Origin of the sequence: Streptomyces fragilis, assembly GCF_003112515.1 — a bacterium.
Taxonomy (GTDB): Bacteria; Actinomycetota; Actinomycetes; order Streptomycetales; family Streptomycetaceae; genus Streptomyces; species Streptomyces fragilis.
In genome coordinates this window covers 342,126-359,235 of record NZ_BEVZ01000003.1, presented here as the reverse complement: position 1 = coordinate 359,235, position 17,110 = coordinate 342,126, and the positions used below count along the sequence as shown (strand labels likewise).

15 protein-coding genes are annotated in these 17,110 nt (G+C 72.6%); all 15 read right to left on the bottom strand.

Translation table 11 applies throughout. The annotated features are described in order from the left end of the window. Positions 1–16 precede the first annotated feature (16 nt). The 15 genes from Sfr03f_RS12200 to ftsL all read right to left on the bottom strand — a co-directional run bounded on the left by Sfr03f_RS12200 (position 17) and on the right by ftsL (position 17,106). A complete protein-coding gene (locus tag Sfr03f_RS12200; protein ID WP_108953863.1) occupies positions 17–1,225 on the bottom strand; it encodes a DivIVA domain-containing protein in 1,209 nt (402 codons plus the stop codon). Positions 1,226–1,280: 55 nt separating this feature from the next. Next, positions 1,281–1,565 carry a YggT family protein gene (locus Sfr03f_RS12195; RefSeq protein ID WP_108953862.1) on the bottom strand — a complete coding sequence of 95 codons (285 nt, stop codon included), beginning with the start codon at positions 1,563–1,565 and terminating at the stop codon, positions 1,281–1,283. Positions 1,566–1,612: 47 nt separating this feature from the next. Next, a complete protein-coding gene (locus Sfr03f_RS12190; protein ID WP_108953861.1) occupies positions 1,613–2,272 on the bottom strand; it encodes a cell division protein SepF in 660 nt (219 codons plus the stop codon). Positions 2,273–2,400: 128 nt separating this feature from the next. Continuing rightward, the gene (locus Sfr03f_RS12185; RefSeq protein WP_108953860.1) at positions 2,401–3,120 is read right to left on the bottom strand and encodes a YggS family pyridoxal phosphate-dependent enzyme; all 720 of its coding nucleotides are present in this window, start codon (positions 3,118–3,120) and stop codon (positions 2,401–2,403) included. Between the two features lie 11 nt (positions 3,121–3,131). Then, positions 3,132–3,872, bottom strand: coding sequence for a peptidoglycan editing factor PgeF (pgeF, locus tag Sfr03f_RS12180; RefSeq protein WP_108953859.1), 741 nt, complete (start codon positions 3,870–3,872; stop codon positions 3,132–3,134). 10 nt (positions 3,873–3,882) lie between these two features. Continuing rightward, a complete protein-coding gene (gene ftsZ / locus Sfr03f_RS12175; protein ID WP_108953858.1) occupies positions 3,883–5,121 on the bottom strand; it encodes a cell division protein FtsZ in 1,239 nt (412 codons plus the stop codon). A 279-nt stretch (positions 5,122–5,400) separates the two neighbouring features. Beyond that, entirely contained in the window at positions 5,401–6,219 is an 819-nt protein-coding gene (locus tag Sfr03f_RS12170; protein ID WP_108953857.1) for a cell division protein FtsQ/DivIB, read from the bottom strand. A gap of 67 nt (positions 6,220–6,286) precedes the next feature. Further along, positions 6,287–7,381: an undecaprenyldiphospho-muramoylpentapeptide beta-N-acetylglucosaminyltransferase gene (gene murG, locus Sfr03f_RS12165; protein ID WP_108953856.1), complete on the bottom strand. Its 1,095-nt coding sequence runs from the start codon at positions 7,379–7,381 to the stop codon at positions 6,287–6,289. Between the two features lie 6 nt (positions 7,382–7,387). Then, positions 7,388–8,761: a putative lipid II flippase FtsW gene (gene ftsW, locus Sfr03f_RS12160; RefSeq protein WP_108953855.1), complete on the bottom strand. Its 1,374-nt coding sequence runs from the start codon at positions 8,759–8,761 to the stop codon at positions 7,388–7,390. 149 nt (positions 8,762–8,910) lie between these two features. Then, the gene (murD, locus tag Sfr03f_RS12155; protein WP_108953854.1) at positions 8,911–10,371 is read right to left on the bottom strand and encodes a UDP-N-acetylmuramoyl-L-alanine--D-glutamate ligase; all 1,461 of its coding nucleotides are present in this window, start codon (positions 10,369–10,371) and stop codon (positions 8,911–8,913) included. Further along, positions 10,353–11,423: a phospho-N-acetylmuramoyl-pentapeptide-transferase gene (gene mraY, locus Sfr03f_RS12150; protein WP_174721583.1), complete on the bottom strand. Its 1,071-nt coding sequence runs from the start codon at positions 11,421–11,423 to the stop codon at positions 10,353–10,355. Before mraY ends, murD begins: the two co-directional genes overlap by 19 nt. Continuing rightward, positions 11,423–12,841, bottom strand: a complete 1,419-nt coding sequence (locus Sfr03f_RS12145; protein WP_108953852.1) for a UDP-N-acetylmuramoyl-tripeptide--D-alanyl-D-alanine ligase — start codon at positions 12,839–12,841, stop codon at positions 11,423–11,425. Before Sfr03f_RS12145 ends, mraY begins: the two co-directional genes overlap by 1 nt. Before the next feature lie 4 nt (positions 12,842–12,845). Then, positions 12,846–14,519, bottom strand: coding sequence for a UDP-N-acetylmuramoyl-L-alanyl-D-glutamate--2,6-diaminopimelate ligase (locus Sfr03f_RS12140; protein WP_174721574.1), 1,674 nt, complete (start codon positions 14,517–14,519; stop codon positions 12,846–12,848). A 44-nt stretch (positions 14,520–14,563) separates the two neighbouring features. After that, positions 14,564–16,546 carry a peptidoglycan D,D-transpeptidase FtsI family protein gene (locus Sfr03f_RS12135; RefSeq protein WP_108953851.1) on the bottom strand — a complete coding sequence of 661 codons (1,983 nt, stop codon included), beginning with the start codon at positions 16,544–16,546 and terminating at the stop codon, positions 14,564–14,566. Beyond that, positions 16,543–17,106 (bottom strand): cell division protein FtsL, encoded by a 564-nt coding sequence (gene ftsL / locus Sfr03f_RS12130; protein ID WP_245967529.1) that lies wholly within the window; start codon positions 17,104–17,106, stop codon positions 16,543–16,545. The genes Sfr03f_RS12135 and ftsL overlap by 4 nt, the downstream gene beginning before the upstream one ends. Between the last annotated feature and the right edge of the window lie 4 nt (positions 17,107–17,110).

The window sequence follows — 17,110 nt, the reverse complement described above, 5'->3', positions numbered from 1 at the left end:
CGCTAACCGCGGGCCGTCAGTTGTCGTCCTCGTCGATCAGGAACCCGCGCATCGGCGAGGGAGCCTGGCCCATCGGGCCGGGACCCTGCGGCCGCACCGGCGCCATCGGCTGCGTCATCGCCGGGGACATCTGCGGCTGCCCGTTGCCCGGACCACCGCCGAAGGCGGAGGACGGACCCGGACCGCCGTTCATCCCCGGACCGCCGCCGAACGCGGACCCGGCACCGGCCGGAGCCATGGACGGGGCCGGCGGCGGAGGCGGCAGCGACGGGGCGCCCGTCGGAGCCGGCGTCCGCGGCGGAGCCAGCGTGTCGTCCGCCTGGGACTCCAGCTGACGCAGCTGCGACTCCAGGTAGGACTTCAGCCGCGTGCGGTACTCGCGCTCGAAGCCGCGCAGGTCCTCGACCTTGCGCTCCAGCGTGGCGCGGGCGGACTCCAGGGAGCCCATCGCGACGCGGTGCTTCTCCTGCGCGTCCCGCTCCAGCGCGTCGGCCTTGGCACGGGCGTCACGCTCCAGACCCTCGGCGCGGCTGCGGGCCTCGCCGACGATCTTGTTGGCCTCGGAGCGGGCCTCGGCGATCGCCTGGTCGGCGGTCTGCTGGGCCAGCGACAGGACGCGCGCGGCACTGTCGCCACCGGGACCCTGGCCGGGGCCGCCCATCGGGCCGCCGGGACCGCCCATGGGGCCGCCCATCGGACCGGGGCCGTGCATCGGCTGACCCATGGGGCCGGGACCACCCTGGCCCATCGGCCCCGGGCCGCCCTGGCCCATCGGGCCGGGACCCTGCGGACCGTGGCCGCCGTGGCCCTGGGGACCGCCGTGGCCCTGAGGGCCGCCGCCCGGGCCGGCGGGAAGCTGCGGGGCACCGCTCGGCAGCTGCGGCGGGCCACCCATGGGGCCGCCGTGCTGCTGCGGGGGTCCTGATATCCCGGCGGGAACAGGCCCACCCGGACCGCGCATGCCCTGACCCTGGTCCTGGGGGCCGCCGGGGCCCTGCGGGCCGCCGGGTCCGTCGGGACCCTTGCGCATGCCCTGCTGGTTCTGCGCGGCGGCACGGGTCGCCGCGGCCAGCTTGGCGCGCAGGTCCTCGTTCTCCCGGAGCAGTCGGGTCAGTTCGGCTTCGACCTCATCGAGGAAGGCATCGACCTCGTCTTCGTCGTAGCCTTCCCTGAGGCGGACGGTCGTGAACTGCTTGTTCCGCACGTCCTCGGGGCTCAACGGCATCTCTTCACCTCAACGTAGTCGTCGGCTTTCGGCAGGAACGTCATTCACATCGCGCTCACAGCCGGCTCACGACGGAGATCAGGATGTAGACGATGATCATCAGTACGAAGAAGGACAGATCGAGCGCCACGCCCCCGAGACGCAACGGCGGGATGAACCGCCGCAGAAGCTTGAGCGGTGGATCGGTGACAGTGTAGGTGGCCTCCAGAACGACCACCATCGCCCTTCCGGGCTGCCACGAGCGGGCGAACTGGAACACGTAGTCCATGACCAGCCGGAAGATCAGCACAAGGAGGAAGCACATCAGCGCGATGTAGACCACGTCCCAGAACACGCTCATGATTTGCTGCTTCCCTCTCCCCTGTGTCCTGCGTCACCCGATATGTCTCAGCTCTGGTTGAAGAACCCGCCCTCTGCGATGCGGGCCTTGTCCTCCGCCGTGACATCGACGTTAGCAGGAGACAGGAGGAACACCTTCTGCGTCACCCGCTCGATGCTGCCGTGAAGACCAAACACCAAACCGGCCGCAAAGTCGACAAGTCGCTTCGCGTCTGTGTCATCCATCTCAGTCAGATTCATGATCACCGGCGTGCCCTCACGGAAGTGTTCCCCGATGGTACGGGCTTCGTTGTAGGTCCGCGGGTGAAGAGTGGTGATCCGGTAGGGCTCCCGCTCCGACACGACCTTGGGCATGACCACCGGCGCGCTCTTCTCCAGACTCTGACGTTCCTGTGTGATGGACGCCACGGGGGCGATCCGCGCCGGTCGGCTGGTTTCCGCCGCGGGGGCGACGGTCACCGGAGCCGGTTCACGCGGTGCCGGGGGCTGCACCACTCGCACCGATTCTTCCCTTTGGGGCTGGTGCGAACCATGGGACGAGTGTGAACTGTGCGACGTGTGTACTGATTCGTGTCGGTGACGGTCACGCTCCGGCTCGGGATCGAGCTCCGGTTCGAAGTCGTCGTCGGGGTCGAAACCCCGGCCGTCGTACCCATCGTCCTCCACGAGGCCGAGGTAGACCGCCATCTTGCGCATCGCGCCGGCCATGCTCTGAGTCCTCCGCTCTGTGGTGGATCGGCTGACGACTGCCACGTCCCCGCGATCCACGAGGTCGTTCTGCCCGCCATTCGGCGGTAAAGACCATATTTTCTGTTGTGGTCCGACTCTTGGCGACGTTACCCGAGCCTCGGACGGACTCCGAGCACCGCGCTGCCGACGCGTACGTGTGTCGCTCCGGCGGCCACGGCTTCCTCCAGGTCCGCACTCATCCCTGCCGACACCATGGTTGCAGTCGGATGGGCCCGGCGCAGCGCAGTCGACAAATCCATCAGTCTGTCGAACGCGGCCCGTTGACGCCCCGCATATTGTCCGGTGAGCGGGGCGACGGTCATCAGTCCGCCGAGGCGAAGACCCTCGGAAGAGGCGATGAGCGCGGCCAACTCCTCGATCCCGCCGGGCGCCACGCCGCCGCGCTCCCCGCGCTCCCGCTCCTCCGCGTCCAGCGCCACCTGGATCAGGCAGCCGATCTCCCGGCCGCGGCGCACCGCCTCCTTGGAGAGGGCGGTGACGAGCCGGGCGCGGTCGACGGACTGCACCATGTCGGCATAACCGGCCACGGATCGGACCTTGTTGGTCTGCAACTGACCGACGAAGTGCCAGGAAAGGGGCAGATCGGCGCAGGCCGCCGCCTTCGGGGCGGCGTCCTGGTCCCGGTTCTCGGCCACCTGCCGGACCCCGAGCTCCGCCAGGATCCGCACGTCGCTCGCCGGATAGGTCTTGGTGACCACGATCAGGGTCACCTCTTCACGTGCCCGCCCCGCGGCGTCGCACGCGGCGGCGATCCGGTCCCGCACCCGGGCCAGGTTCGCCGCGAGTTCCTCGCCGCGTTCGCTCATACCGCGTTCCGTCATGCCTCTTCGCTCAGCCAGACGTACCCCGCGAGCCGACCGGTGGTCCGGTCGCGGCGGTACGAGAAATGATCACGCGACTCCATGGTGCACACCGGGGAACGCCCGGCGTCACGCACCCCCAGTCGCGCCAGTTGCGCGTGCACCCCGGCGGCCACGTCGACCGCGGGCGTGCCCCAGGAGGTCTCGGCGTACGCGGCCGGCTCGACGGCGGCGACCTCCTCGCGCATCCGCTCCGGCACCTCGTAGCACCGCCCGCACACCGACGGCCCGGTGCGGGCCACGATCCGGGACGGGTCGGCGCCCAGCTTCGTCATCGCCTCGACCGCCGCCGGGACGACGCCCGCCACCATGCCCGGCCGTCCGGCGTGCGCCGCGGCGGCGACGCCGGCCACCGGGTCGGCGAGCAGCACGGGGACGCAGTCGGCGGTGAGGACCGCCAGGGCCAGGCCGGCCCGGGCGGTGACCAGGGCGTCGACCGACGGGATGTCGGTGTCCTCGCCCCAGGGTCCGCCGACCTCGGCCACGTCGGCGCCGTGGACCTGGTTCATCCAGACCACCCGGCCGGCGTCGAGACCGAGACGGTCCGCGGCCCGGCCGCGGTTGGCAAGGACGGCGGCCGGGTCGTCGCCGACCGCGCCGCCGAGGTTGAGCTCCTCATACGGAGCGGCGCTCACCCCGCCCCACCTGTCGGTGAAGGCGAAGTGCGCGCCGCTGACGCTCTCGCGCTGATCTATCACTTCTGGCGTGTCACTTCAGGAAGTCCGGGACGTCCAGCTCCTCGGCCATGCTGTCCGGGTAGGTGCGGGACTGCGGAAGCGGGGGGACGACCGGCGTCACCGGGGCGGGGGCCGGACGCTGCTCGGCCACCGGCTCGGGGGCGGGGGCCGGGGCGGCGGGGGCCGGGGTCTCCTCCTTGGGGGTCACGCTGCCGAGCGACCCGAAGGAGGGGCGCGCCGGCTCGGCGGGCCGCGACGGGGCGGCCGGCTCCTCGCGCTTGGCGGAGGCCGAGCCGAGGACGTTCTCCCGCTTGGCGGGCGGCTGGCCGCCGTCGAACCCGGCCGCGATCACGGTGACCCGGACCTCGTCGCCGAGCGCGTCGTCGATGACCGCGCCGAAGATGATGTTCGCCTCGGGGTGGGCCGCCTCGCTGACCAGCTGGGCCGCCTCGTTGATCTCGAACAGGCCGAGGTCGGAACCGCCGGAGATGGAGAGCAGGACGCCGCGGGCGCCGTCGATGGACGCCTCGAGCAGCGGCGAGGAGATCGCCATCTCGGCGGCGGCCACCGCGCGGTCGTCGCCGCGGGCGGAGCCGATGCCCATCAGGGCGGAGCCCGCCTCGGACATCACGGACTTGACGTCGGCGAAGTCGAGGTTGATGAGACCCGGGGTGGTGATCAGGTCGGTGATGCCCTGGACACCGGAGAGCAGGACCTGGTCGGCCGACTTGAAGGCGTCCAGGACCGAGACCTGGCGGTCCGAGATGGACAGCAGCCGGTCGTTGGGGATGACGATGAGGGTGTCCACCTCGTTGCGGAGCTCGGCGATGCCGTCCTCCGCCTGGTTGGCGCGCCGGCGCCCCTCGAAGGTGAACGGGCGGGTGACCACGCCGATGGTCAGCGCACCCAGCGAACGCGCGATGTTGGCCACGACGGGCGCGCCGCCGGTGCCGGTGCCGCCGCCCTCGCCGGCTGTCACGAAGACCATGTCGGCCCCCTTGAGGACCTCCTCGATCTCCTCGCGGTGGTCCTCGGCGGCCTTGCGGCCGACCGCCGGGTTGGCGCCGGCGCCGAGTCCGCGGGTGAGTTCGCGGCCGACGTCGAGCTTGACGTCGGCGTCGCTCATCAACAGCGCCTGAGCGTCCGTGTTGATGGCGATGAACTCGACGCCCTTGAGACCGACCTCGATCATCCGGTTGATGGCATTGACACCACCGCCGCCGACACCGATGACTTTGATGACTGCGAGGTAGTTCTGCGGTGCTGCCACGTCGAAGGCCTCTCGCCTCGAGTTACGTGCCGGACGCCTCGCAGGTTCCCCGCGAAGCGCCGGCTGATGCCGAATGGGACGGTCCGAACGCCGACCCGAACCCTAACGGTGAAGTTTAGGGTTACCAGTGTGTCTGTTCCCTGGACTATTCCGAACAGGACACTAGGTCGACAAGTGGCGCACGTTCAACGAACACGCCGAACCTCCCGCTTTTCTTTTCACCCTATGTGATCAAGCGCGCGACTGCCCAGTCCGGGTGCTGGCCTGCGCTGATGTGCGTCAACTCACTGATGACGCAGGCGCGGAGGGGACGCTGACGTCGAAGTGGCGGGCCTGCGGGGTTGCCTTCATCAGGGCCAGCAGGGTACGGGCCTTCGCCGGGCCGCCCTCCGGACTGCCCCAGCGGACGGTGCGCCCGTCCTTCAGTTCCAGCGAGTAGGCGTCGAAGGTACGGACCTTGACCGTCCGGGTGGAGCGGGCGACCGGGTCCGGCAGGTCGCCCGCGACCCGGACCGCCTCGCGCACCAGCCGGTCCCGGCCGAAGCGGCGCAACGTGGCGGCGGCGGACCGCGCGGAGGCCGGGTCGAGTTCGAGCCGCGGCACGGAGCCGGGGGCCTCGGGCAGGGTGGCGAACCGGACGCCGGTGGCGTCGACCTCGGTGAAGCCGCCGCGCTCGGCGAGGATCAGCACGGCGGTGCGCTCGGTGACCCGCAGGGTGACGCCGTGCGGCCAGTCCCGGTCCGCCTCCACCGACTTCACCCGGGGCAGCGCCCGGCGCACCCGCGCCTCGACCTCCTCGGTGTCCACGGAGGCCAGGGGCAGCCCGTCGGGGACGGCGGCCGCGCGGCGCACCTCGTCCTCGCCGAGCACGCGGGTGCCGGCGACGCCCACCTCGCCGACCCGCAGCCACGACGAGCCGTACAGCAGCCAGACGATGCCGGCGGCCAGCACCGCCGCCACCGCGCCGGCGACCACCAGGGTGCGCCGGCTCGGCGGGGCGGGGAGGCGGCCGCGCCAGGACGTCCCGCCCGGCGGGACGTCCCCGGCCCGGCCCGGGCGGCGTTCACCGCGTTCGGCCTCGGTCGTCGGTGCGGCCACGCTCCCTGCCCTCCGTCGTGCTGCGTCGTGCGTACGGTCCGCTGCCCGCCCCACCGCCCGCGGGCGGTCAGGCGCGGCGGGCCTCGGCGATGGCCTCGTACACCATGCCGACGAGGAGTTCGTCGGCGTCCCGGCGGCCGAACTCGGCGGCGGCGCGGGACATCTGGTAGAGCCGGTGCGGGTCGGTCAGCACGGGCATGACGTTCTGCAGGACCCAGTCCTCCGTCAGCTCCGCGTCGTCGACCAGCAGGCCGCCGCCCGCCTTGACCACCGGCTGGGCGTTGAGCCGCTGTTCGCCGTTGCCGATGGGCAGCGGGACGTAGGCGGCCGGGAGCCCGACGGCGGAGAGCTCGGCGACGGTCATCGCGCCGGCGCGGCAGAGCATCATGTCCGCGGCCGCGTAGGCGAGGTCCATCCGGTCCAGGTAGCTCACCGGGACGTACGGCGGCATCCCCGGCATCTGCTGGACCTGCGGGAGTTCGTTCTTCGGGCCGACGGCGTGCAGGATCTGGACGCCGGACTGCTGCAGGCGCGGGGCGATCCGCTGGACCACCTCGTTGAGCCGGCGGGCGCCCTGGGAGCCGCCGGTCACCAGCAGGGTGGGCAGGTTGGGGTCGAGCCCGAACGCGGCGCGCGCCTCGGCGCGCACGGCGGCGCGGTCCAGGGTGGCGATGGAGCGGCGCAGCGGGATGCCGATGTAGCGGGCGCCGCGCAGTTTGCTGTCCGGGGTGGCGACGGCGACGCGGGAGGCGTACCGGGAGCCGATCTTGTTGGCCAGGCCCGGGCGGGCGTTGGCCTCGTGGATGACGATCGGCACGCCCAGGCGCTTGGCGGCCAGGTAGCCGGGCAGCGCGACGTAACCGCCGAACCCGACCACGGCGTCCGCCTTGGTGCCCTCCAGGACCTCCTCGGCGGCCCGGATGGTGCCGCGCAGCCGGCCGGGGACGGTGATCAGCTCCGGGGTGGGCTTGCGCGGCAGCGGGACCGCCGGGATCAGCGCCAGCTCGTAGCCGCGTTCGGGCACCAGGCGCGTCTCCAGACCGCGTTCCGTGCCCAGGGCCGTGATGCCCACGGTCGGGTCCTGCCTGCGCAGGGCGTCCGCGAGGGCGAGCGCGGGCTCGATGTGGCCCGCGGTTCCTCCGCCGGCGAGTACGACATGCACCGAAATTCACCGCTCTCCGGACGAACGCGCCGTGGCGCGCCGTCGCATCGTGTTCCATCTACGGGGTTCCCGGACGGGCCGGTTCTTCCCCGCACGCTTTTTACCAAAGCGGGGTTGGCGCATCGCAAGCGCCGCCCGCGCGGCGGGCTCGTCACGCGCGAACGCGATCAGCAGCCCGACGGCGAACATGGTCGGCAGCAGGGCGGATCCGCCGTAGGAGAACAGCGGGAGGGGGACGCCGGCGATCGGCAGCAGGCCGAGCACCGCACCGATGTTGATCATGGCCTGGGCCGTGATCCAGGTGGTCACGCCTCCCGCGGCGTACCGTACGAAGGGGTCCTCCGTGCGTCCGGCCACGCGGATGCCCGCATAGCCTAGAGCGGCGAAGAGGGCGAGCACCGACAGCGTCCCCGCCAGACCCAGTTCCTCGCCGGTGACGGCGAAGATGAAGTCCGTGTGGGCTTCCGGCAGTTGTCCCCATTTTTCCACACTCGCGCCCAGGCCCGAGCCGAACAGGCCGCCGTTGGCGAGGGCGTAGAGGCCGTGCAGCGCCTGCCAGCACCGGTCGCCGGGGCCGGAATCGGTGGCGCCGAGGCAGGCGAGGCGGGCCATCCGGTTGTCGCTGCTGGTGATGAAGTAGACGCCGATGGCGCCCGCGACGGACAGCACCCCGGCGAACAGCCGGGTGGGCGCCCCGGCCAGCCACAGCAGGCCGAAGAGGACCGCGGTGAGGATGATGGCGGTGCCCATGTCCCCGCCGATCATGATCAGGGCGAGCAGCAGGAAGGCCACCGGCACCAGCGGGACCAGCAGGTGCTTCCACTGGGTCAGCAGCCGCTTGTCCTGCTTGCGGGCCAGCAGGTCGGCGCCCCACAGGACCAGGGCCAGTTTGCCGACCTCGCTGGGCTGGATCTGGAAGCTGCCGCCCAGCGGGATCCAGTTCTGGTTGCCGTTGACCGCCACCCCTATCCCGGGGATCTGCACCAGGACCATCAGGGCGACGGAGCAGGCGAGGATCGGGTAGGCGAGCGCCCGGTGCAGCTTCACCGGCATCCGGGAGGCGGCGAGCAGGAGCACGCCGCCGATGACGGCGGCGAGCAGCTGCTTGCGGAAGAAGTAGGCGCCGGGCAGCGAGTAGCGCAGCGCGGTGATCTGGGAGGCCGAGTAGACCATCACCAGGCCGAGCACGGTGATCAGCGAACTGCCGCCCAGGATCAGGTAGTAGGCGGTCAGCGGCCGGTCCCAGGCCTTGCGGGCGCGGCCCACGGCGCGGCGCACCGGGTTCTCCCGCACCGGCTCGACGGGCCTGGCGGCGGGCGCCGGCACGCGGGCGCTGCCGCGGCCCGGGCCCGCGGGCCGCTTCGTCCCGTTGCGTTCCATGGCACCCCTTCCGATCGGCGACCGATCCAACCACGCCTTCCCCGGCGCCCGTGCCCGACCCGCCGGACGCGCGGTGGGCGCCGGCCGGCTCCGGCCGGCGCGGCGAACAGCGGAGGGCGGCCGGGAAGTCCCCGCGGCCGCCCTCCGGATCAGGCCAGTTCGCCGACGGCCCTCTCGAACGCCTCGCCCCGGGCGTTGTAGTTGGCGTACATGTCCATCGAGGCGCAGGCGGGCGCCAGGAGCACCGTGTCGCCCCGCTGGGCGAGGGCGCGGGCCTCGGCGACCGCGGCGGCCATCGCGCCCTCGTCGGTGCGGTCGAGGTCGACCACCGGCACCTCGGGCACGTGACGCTCGAGCGCCTCGCGGATCAGCGCGCGGTCGGCGCCGATCAGCACCACGGCGCGCAGGCGCTTCGCGGCCCTGGTGACCAGCTCGTCGAAGGTGGCGCCCTTGGCGAGTCCGCCGGCGATCCACACCACGGACTCGTAGGAGGCCAGGGATGCCTCCGCCGCGTGGGTGTTGGTGGCCTTGGAGTCGTCGACGTAGGCGACGCCGTCCACGTCGGCGACGTGGGCGATGCGGTGGGCGTCGGGCCGGAAGGCCCGCAGCCCGTCGCGGACCGCGCCGGCCGGGACGCCGAAGGCGCGGGCCAGCGCGGCGGCGGCCAGCGCGTTGGCGATGTTGTGCGGCACCGACGGCCTCACGTCGGAGACCTCGGCGAGTTCCTGGGCGTTCTTCTGCCGGTTCTCGACGAAGGCCCGGTCGACCAGGATGCCGTCGACCACGCCGACCTGGGAGGGACCGGGGGTGCCGAGGGTGAAGCCGATGGCGCGGCAGCCCTCCTCGACGTCGGCCTCGCGCACCAGGTCCTCGGTGGCCTTGTCGGCCACGTTGTAGACGCAGGCGACCTGGTTGCCCTCGTAGACACGGCCCTTGTCGGCGGCGTACGCCTCCATGGAGCCGTGCCAGTCGAGGTGGTCGGGCGCCAGGTTGAGGACGGCGGCGGAGTGGGCGCGCAGCGAGGGCGCCCAGTGCAGCTGGTAGCTGGAGAGCTCGACGGCGAGCACGTCGTACTCGGTGTCGCCGAGGACGGCGTCCAGCAGGGAGACCCCGATGTTGCCGACGGCGGCGGTGCGCAGTCCGGCGGCCTCCAGGATGGAGGCGAGCATCCGGGTGGTGGTGGTCTTGCCGTTGGTGCCGGTGACGCAGAGCCAGGGGGCGGGGGTGCGGCCGTCGAGGTCGCGCAGGCGCCAGGCGAGCTCGACGTCGCCCCAGACCGGCACGCCGGCCTCGCGGGCGGCGGCGAACAGCGGCTTGTCGGGCCGCCAGCCGGGCGCGGTGACGATCAGTTCGGCGCCGTCCGGCAGGGTGTCGCCGTCGCCGAGGCGGACGGTGACGCCCAGCCCGGCGAGCTCGGCCGCCTGGGCGCGGGCGCGCTCGTCGTCGCCGTCGTTGACGACGGTGACGTGCGCGCCCAGGCCCGCGAGGACCTTGGCCGCCGGGACGCCGGAGACTCCGAGCCCGGCGACCGTGACGTTCTTCCCCCGGAGATCCTCTCCCTGCCGCAGGCCCCGCCGCTCCTGGCCGTGGGTCACTTGTTGGCCGCCCATCCCGCGTAGAAGACACCCAGTCCGACGATCACGCACATGCCCTGGATGATCCAGAACCGGACCACGACCAGGACCTCGGACCAGCCCTTGAGTTCGAAGTGGTGCTGCAGCGGCGCCATCCGGAAGACCCGCTTGCCGGTCAGCTTGAAGGAGCCGACCTGGATGACCACCGACATGGTGATGAGGACGAACAGACCGCCCAGCAGCGCGAGCAGCAGCTCGGTGCGGGAGCAGATCGCGAGGCCGGCCAGCGCGCCGCCGAGGGCCAGCGAGCCGGTGTCGCCCATGAAGATCTTCGCCGGCGAGGTGTTCCACCACAGGAAGCCGAAGCACGAGCCCATCAGGGCCGCGGCGACCACCGCGAGGTCCAAGGGGTCCCGTACCTCGAAGCAGGCGCCGGGGTTGGTCAGCGTCTCCGCGTTGGCGCAGGACTCCTGGAACTGCCAGATGCCGATGAAGGTGTAGGCGCCGAAGACCATCACCGAGGCGCCGGTGGCGAGGCCGTCGAGGCCGTCGGTGAGGTTCACGCCGTTCGACATGGCCAGGATCATGAACAGCGCCCAGACCACGAACAGCACCGGGCCGATCGACCAGCCGAAGTCCTCGACGAACGAGATCCGGGTGGAGGCGGGGGTGTTGCCCCGGATGTCCGCGAACTGCAGCGAGAGCACCGCGAAGGCGACGCCCACGATGAGCTGGCCGGCCATCTTCGCCTTGGCCCGCAGGCCGAGCGAACGCCTCTTGACGATCTTGATGTAGTCGTCGAGGAAGCCGACCAGGCCCATGCCGGCCATCAGGCCGAGGACCAGCAGACCGGAGAGCGTGAGCTCGTTGCCGGTGATCAGCTTGGCCGCGAAGTACGCGACGATCGTCGCCAGGATGAAGGCGATGCCGCCCATGGTCGGCGTACCGCGCTTGCTGTGGTGCTCGCGCGGCCCGTCGTCGCGGATGTACTGGCCGTAGCCCTTCTTGGCCAGCAGCTTGATCAGCAGCGGGGTGCCGATCAGAGTCAGGAAGAGGCCGATGACTCCCGCGAACAGGATCTGATTCATCATCGGGCGGCGACCTCACCCTCGAGCAGCGCCTCGGCGACCTTCTCGAGCCCCACCGACCGGGAAGCCTTCACCAGGACGACGTCCCCCGGTCGCAGCTCGCTGCGCAACAGGTCGATCGCCGCCTCTGCGTCGGACACGTGCACCGACTCCTCACCCCACGAACCCTCGTTGTATGCGCCCAGTTGCAGCCAGCGGGCCTCCTGGCCACCGACCGCGACGAGCTTGCCGACATTGAGCCGGACGGCGAGCCGTCCGACGGCGTCGTGCTCGGCGAGAGCCTCGTCCCCGAGCTCGGCCATCTGGCCGAGCACCGCCCACGTACGGCCCCCCTTGGCCCGTGCGGTCTCACCCATGGCGACGAGCGCGCGCAGGGCGGCTCGCATGGACTCGGGGTTCGCGTTGTAGGCGTCGTTGACGACGGTCACGCCGTCCGGGCGCTCGGTGACCTCCATCCGCCAGCGGGAGAGGGAGCCCGCCTCGGAGAGCGCGAGGGCGATCTCTTCCGCGGACATGCCCAGCTCATGGGCGACGGCGGCCGCGGCGAGCGCGTTCGACACGTGGTGCTCACCGTACAGGCGCATTGTCACATCGCTGCACCCGGAGGGTGTGTGGAGACGGAACGCGGGGCGTCCGGTGTCCGTGAGTCGGACGTTCTCGGCACGGACGTCCGCTTCGTCCGACTCGCCGAAGAAGACCGTCTTCGCCGTGGTCCGGGAGGCCATGGCCTTGACGTACGGATCGTCCATGTTGAGCACGGCGATCCCGCCGTCCTCGGCGGACGGCAGCGCCTCGACCATCTCGCCCTTGGCCTGGGCGATCTGCTCCCGGCCGCCGAACTCGCCGATGTGGGCGCTGCCCACGTTGAGCACGACGCCGATCCGGGGCGGGGTGAGGCCGCAGAGGTAGCGGATGTGGCCGATGCCGCGGGCGCCCATCTCCAGCACCAGGAAACGGGTCTCCTCGGTGGCGCTGAGCGCGGTGAGCGGGAGTCCGATCTCGTTGTTGAGCGAGCCCGGCGTCCAGACGGTGGGCGCCTTGCGGCCGAGCACCTGGGCGATGAGGTCCTTGGTGCTGGTCTTCCCGGCGGATCCGGTCAGGGCGACCAGGGTGGCGCCGAGGCGGGTCACGACGTGGCGGGCGAGCGCGCCGAGGGCGGCCTGGACGTCGTCCACCACGACCGCGGGCACGCCGACGGGACGGGACGCCAGGACGGCGACCGCACCCGCCTCGACGACCTGCGCCGCGAAGTCGTGGCCGTCGACGCGTTCGCCCGTGAAGGCGGCGAAGAGGCTTCCTGGCGTCACGTCACGGGAGTCGCGGACGACCGGTCCGGTGACCTGGACGGACGGATCCGGTATGTCGTGCGTCTGCCCGCCGACGGCTTCTGCGATCTCGGCGAGGGAGAGGGCGATCACTGGTTCATCCCTGGGTCTTCTGGGGTGCCTGGGTCTTCTGGACGGCTTCGCGGAGGACCTGGCGGTCGTCGAAGGGCCGGACGACCCCGGCGATGTCCTGGCCCTGCTCGTGGCCCTTGCCGGCGACCAGCACGGTGTCGCCGGGCCCGGCGAGGGCGACGGCGGCCTCGACGGCCGCGGCCCGGTCCTCGAAGACCCGGACCTCGCCGCGCTCGTGGGCGGGCACCGAGGCGGCGCCCTCCAGCATGGCGGCGAGGATCGCCAGGGGGTCCTCGGAGCGGGGGTTGTCGGAGGTGAGGAGGGCGGTGTCGGCGAGACGGGCCGCGGCGGCGCCCATCGGGCCGCGCTTGGTGACGTCGCGGTCGCCGCCGCAGCCGATGACCACGTGCAGGCGGCCCTCGGTGACCTGGCGCAGGGCGCGCAGCACCGACTCGACGGCGTCGGTCTTGTGGGCGTAGTCGACGACCGCCAGGTAGGGCTGGCCGGCGTCGACGCGCTCGAGGCGGCCGGGGACGCCGGGCACCGCGGCGACACCGTCGGCGGCGGCCTGCGGGTCGAGTCCGGCGGCGGACAGCGCCACGATCGCGGCGAGGGTGTTGGCCACGTTGAACCAGCCCGGCAGCGGGGCGCGGGCGGTGATCCGCTCGCCCTCGGGGCCGACCGCGGTGAAGACGGAGTCCATGGCGCCGGTGCGGACGTCCTCGGCGCGCCAGTCGGCGTCGGGGCTGCCGTCGGCGGAGTAGGTGATCACCGGGACGCCGGCCTCACGGGCGAGGCGGCGGCCGTACTCGTCGTCGGTGTTGACCACGCCCAGCCGGCTGCGTTCCGGGGTGAACAGGCTCGCCTTGGCCTGGTAGTAGTCCTCCATGTCCCGGTGGAACTCCATGTGTTCCGGGCTGAGGTTGTTGAAGACGGCCACGTCGAAGACGCAGCCGTCCACCCGGCCCAGCACCAGGGCGTGGCTGGAGACCTCCATGGCGACGGCCTCGACGCCGCGTTCGCGCATCACCGCGAAGAGGGCCTGCAGGTCGGTGGCCTCGGGGGTGGTGCGCTCGGACTTGATGCGCTCGTCGCCGATGCGCATCTCGACCGTGCCGATCAGCCCGGTGGAGCGCGCGGTGCGCAGGCCGCCCTCGACCAGGTAGGCCGTGGTGGTCTTGCCGGAGGTGCCGGTGATGCCGATCTGCAGCAGGGCGTCGCCCGGGCGGCCGTACACGGTGGCGGCGAGTTCGCCCATCCGGCCGCGCGGGTCCTCGGTGACGAGGACCGGCAGCCCGGTGGCCGCGGCGCGGTCGGCGCCGGCCGGGTCGGTGAGCACTGCGGCCGCGCCGAGGGCGGCGGCCTGGGCGGCGAAGTCCGCGCCGTGGGCGCGCGCGCCCGGCAGGGCCGCGTACAGGTCGCCGGGCCGCACCGCACGGGAGTCGTGGGTGATGCCGGTGACCTCGGCGCCGCTCGCCGGGTCCGGGGCGCCGAGCGCCCGGGCCAGCTCGCCGAGGGGGGTCGCGGCGACCCGCGCGGGCCTCGGCGGCCCCGCGGGTTTCTGGTTGTGGGGGGACTGATCAGCTTGTGGCACGGCGGTGAGCGTACCGGGCGCGGGGGTTCCGGAGCGAAGCGAGGGGCCGGGCGGGGCGTGACCGGATCCGTCGGCGGGGCCGGGACCGGAGGTGATCGTCGTCACGGGCGTTCCTGCTGTTCTGGGTCGTGCTGACGGTGTGCGGCGGCTCAGGGCTCGAAGGTGACGGGCAGTCGGGCGGGTTCCTTCCCGGTGGGCGGGACCTGGAGGGTCTTCAGGGCGAACTCCATGACCTGCTTGTACACGGGGCCGCAGATCTGTCCGCCGAAGTGGCTGCCCTCGGTGGGGTTCTGGATGACGCAGTAGACGGTGATCCGCGGCTTGTCGGCGGGGGCGAACCCGGCGAAGGAGGACGTGTAGCCGCTGTAGTTCCCGGTCTTGGGATCCACCCGGTTGGCGGTGCCCGTCTTGCCCGCCACCCGGTAGCCGGGGATGCGGGCCTTGGTCCCGGTGCCCTCCTCGTCGTCGACCACCGACTCCAGCATCCGGGCGAGGGTCCTGGCGGTCTTCGCGCTGATCACCCGGGTCTTCTCGGGCTCCTCCGCCGGGGTGAAACTGCCGTCGGGGCCGCGGGTGCCGCGGACCAGGGTGGGCTGCACCCGCACGCCGTCGTTGGCGACCGTGGAGTAGACGGAGGCCGCCTGCAGGGCGTTGACGGACACGCCCTGGCCGAAGGGGATCGTGTACTGCTGCGAGGTGGACCAGTCCCCGGGCGGGGCGAGGATGCCGGAGGTGGCGCCGGGCAGACCGAGTCCGGTGGGCTGCCCGAGGCCGAACTTGCGCAGGTAGGAGTGGAGGACCTCGTTGGCCTCCTTCTGCGTGTCGCCGAGCTGGCCGGTGGCCATGATGGTGCCGATGTTGCTGGACTTGGCGAGCACGCCGTTGAGCGTGAGGTGCCAGGTCTCGTGGTCGATGTCGTCGCGGAAGAGCCGGTCGCCGCGGTGCAGCCGGTTGGGGACCGTGACGTGGGTGCCCGGGGTGGCCACGCCCTCGTCGAGCACCGCCGCCATGGAGATCACCTTGGCGGTGGAGCCGGGTTCGAAGGCGTCCTCCACGGCGGCGTTGCGCAGCGCCTCGGGGTCGGCCTTCGAGAGGTCGTTGGGGTCGAAGCCGGGAGCGTTGGCCATGGCCAGGATCTCGCCGGTGCGGGTGTCCTGGACGATGACGTAGCCGCGGTCGGCCTTCGAGGCGGCCACCTGGTCGCCGATGGCCCTCTGGGCGGCCCACTGGATGTCGCGGTCGATGGTGAGCTCGACGGTGGAGCCGGGCACGGCGGGCTTCTCGCTCAGTCCCGCGGTGGGCACCTGCCGTCCGCCGGACTGCGCGTAGCGGATCTTCCCGTCCCGGCCGGCCAGGGTCTCCTGCATCTGCCGCTCGATGCCGCCGCTGCCGGCGCCCTCGGCGTCGACCCAGCCCAGCACCGAGGCGGCCAGGTCGCCGTTGGGGTAGACGCGCTTGCTGCTGGGCGCGGAGAAGACGCCGGCCAGCACGTTGACCACGCCGGAGTCCTCACTCTCCTGGCGGGCCAGTTCGGCCTTCAGGTCGGCGATCTGCTGCCATTCCTGCGGGGTGCGGCGGCGGGCCAGGAGCACGTACATGGTGTTCTTCGTCCGCAGCTTGCGGGCGATCTCCGCCTGCTCCTCGTCGTCGCCGCCCAGCACCTGGGCCAGCAGCTCGGCGGCCCGCTCGGGGGCGTCGTCGATGCCGGTGGCCTTGCGGGTGAACATCGTCGGGTCGGCGGTGATGTCGTCGGCGTCGACGCTGCTGGCGAGGGCGACGCCGTTGCGGTCGGTGATGTCGCCGCGCTGCGCCTCGACCTTCTGGTCGACGTAGCGGTTCTGCTGGGCCTTGGCCGTGTAGGTGCTGGCGTCCACCGCCTGGACCTGGAGCAGCCTCACCAGGAAGGCGGACAGCACCAGGGTCAGGGCGAGGCCGATCAGGCGGAGCCGGGGGCGCGGGCTGCCGAGCCGCAGCGGCTCGGGGCCGGACGGGCGGCGCGGGGGCGTGGGCCGTCCGCCGCCGCGGCCGCCGGACCCGGACGGGCGGCGGCCGGCCTGCCCGGCGGACCGGGCCTGCCGGCCGGGCGCGGGGACGCGGCGTCGCTGGGCTTGCCTGTCGGGCACTTCCGTCACCTGCCGGGGGTAAGAGAACTCGGGTCGGTGGAGGCGGCGTCCGGGGAGGACGTGGCCGCCCCGGCCGCGGCTCCCGGCGCGGTGGGGGACGCCGGGCCGGAGGCCGCCGGTTCCCCGCTGCCGGAGGGGGAGACCGGGGTGGCGGCCGCCGTCGCGGAGACGGACGGCGAGGCCTGGGCGGGCGGCGAGGGGATGCCGGTGGCGGCCTGCGGCCTGCCGCGGACGGTGCCGTCGGGCTGCAGGAAGGCGGGGTCGCCGCCGGGGACCATGCCGAGTTCCTGGGCGCGGCGGGCCAGCGCGTCGGGCGCCGCGTGGGCGTCGACGTCGCGCTGCAGGGCCTGCTCGTCGTCGGTCAGGGCCTTGGTCTCGCGGCGCAGGTCGGAGAGGCGGAACGAGCCCTCGCTGAGCGCCGAGTTGAGCAGCAGCAGGGTGATCAGCCCGCCGCCCAGCAGGGCGACCACCAGCAGCACGAACGGCGTGCGGGCGGCCTGGCTGCCCCGGGTGGGCAGCAGCGCCGCCAGCCGTGCGGCGCGTCCCCGCAGCTGCGGTTTCCCGCTCATCCGA

What these genes read in the sequence shown, in the direction of transcription:
- Sfr03f_RS12200 (WP_108953863.1), bottom strand. Translation starts at nt 1,225, where the DNA reads ATGCCGTTGAGCCCCGAGGACGTGCGGAACAAGCAGTTCACGACCGTC.
- Sfr03f_RS12195 (WP_108953862.1), bottom strand. Translation starts at nt 1,565, where the DNA reads ATGAGCGTGTTCTGGGACGTGGTCTACATCGCGCTGATGTGCTTCCTC.
- Sfr03f_RS12190 (WP_108953861.1), bottom strand. Translation starts at nt 2,272, where the DNA reads ATGGCCGGCGCGATGCGCAAGATGGCGGTCTACCTCGGCCTCGTGGAG.
- Sfr03f_RS12185 (WP_108953860.1), bottom strand. Translation starts at nt 3,120, where the DNA reads ATGAGCGAACGCGGCGAGGAACTCGCGGCGAACCTGGCCCGGGTGCGG.
- ftsW (WP_108953855.1), bottom strand. Translation starts at nt 8,761, where the DNA reads ATGGAACGCAACGGGACGAAGCGGCCCGCGGGCCCGGGCCGCGGCAGC.
- murD (WP_108953854.1), bottom strand. Translation starts at nt 10,371, where the DNA reads ATGGGCGGCCAACAAGTGACCCACGGCCAGGAGCGGCGGGGCCTGCGG.
- mraY (WP_174721583.1), bottom strand. Translation starts at nt 11,423, where the DNA reads ATGAATCAGATCCTGTTCGCGGGAGTCATCGGCCTCTTCCTGACTCTG.
- ftsL (WP_245967529.1), bottom strand. Translation starts at nt 17,106, where the DNA reads ATGAGCGGGAAACCGCAGCTGCGGGGACGCGCCGCACGGCTGGCGGCG.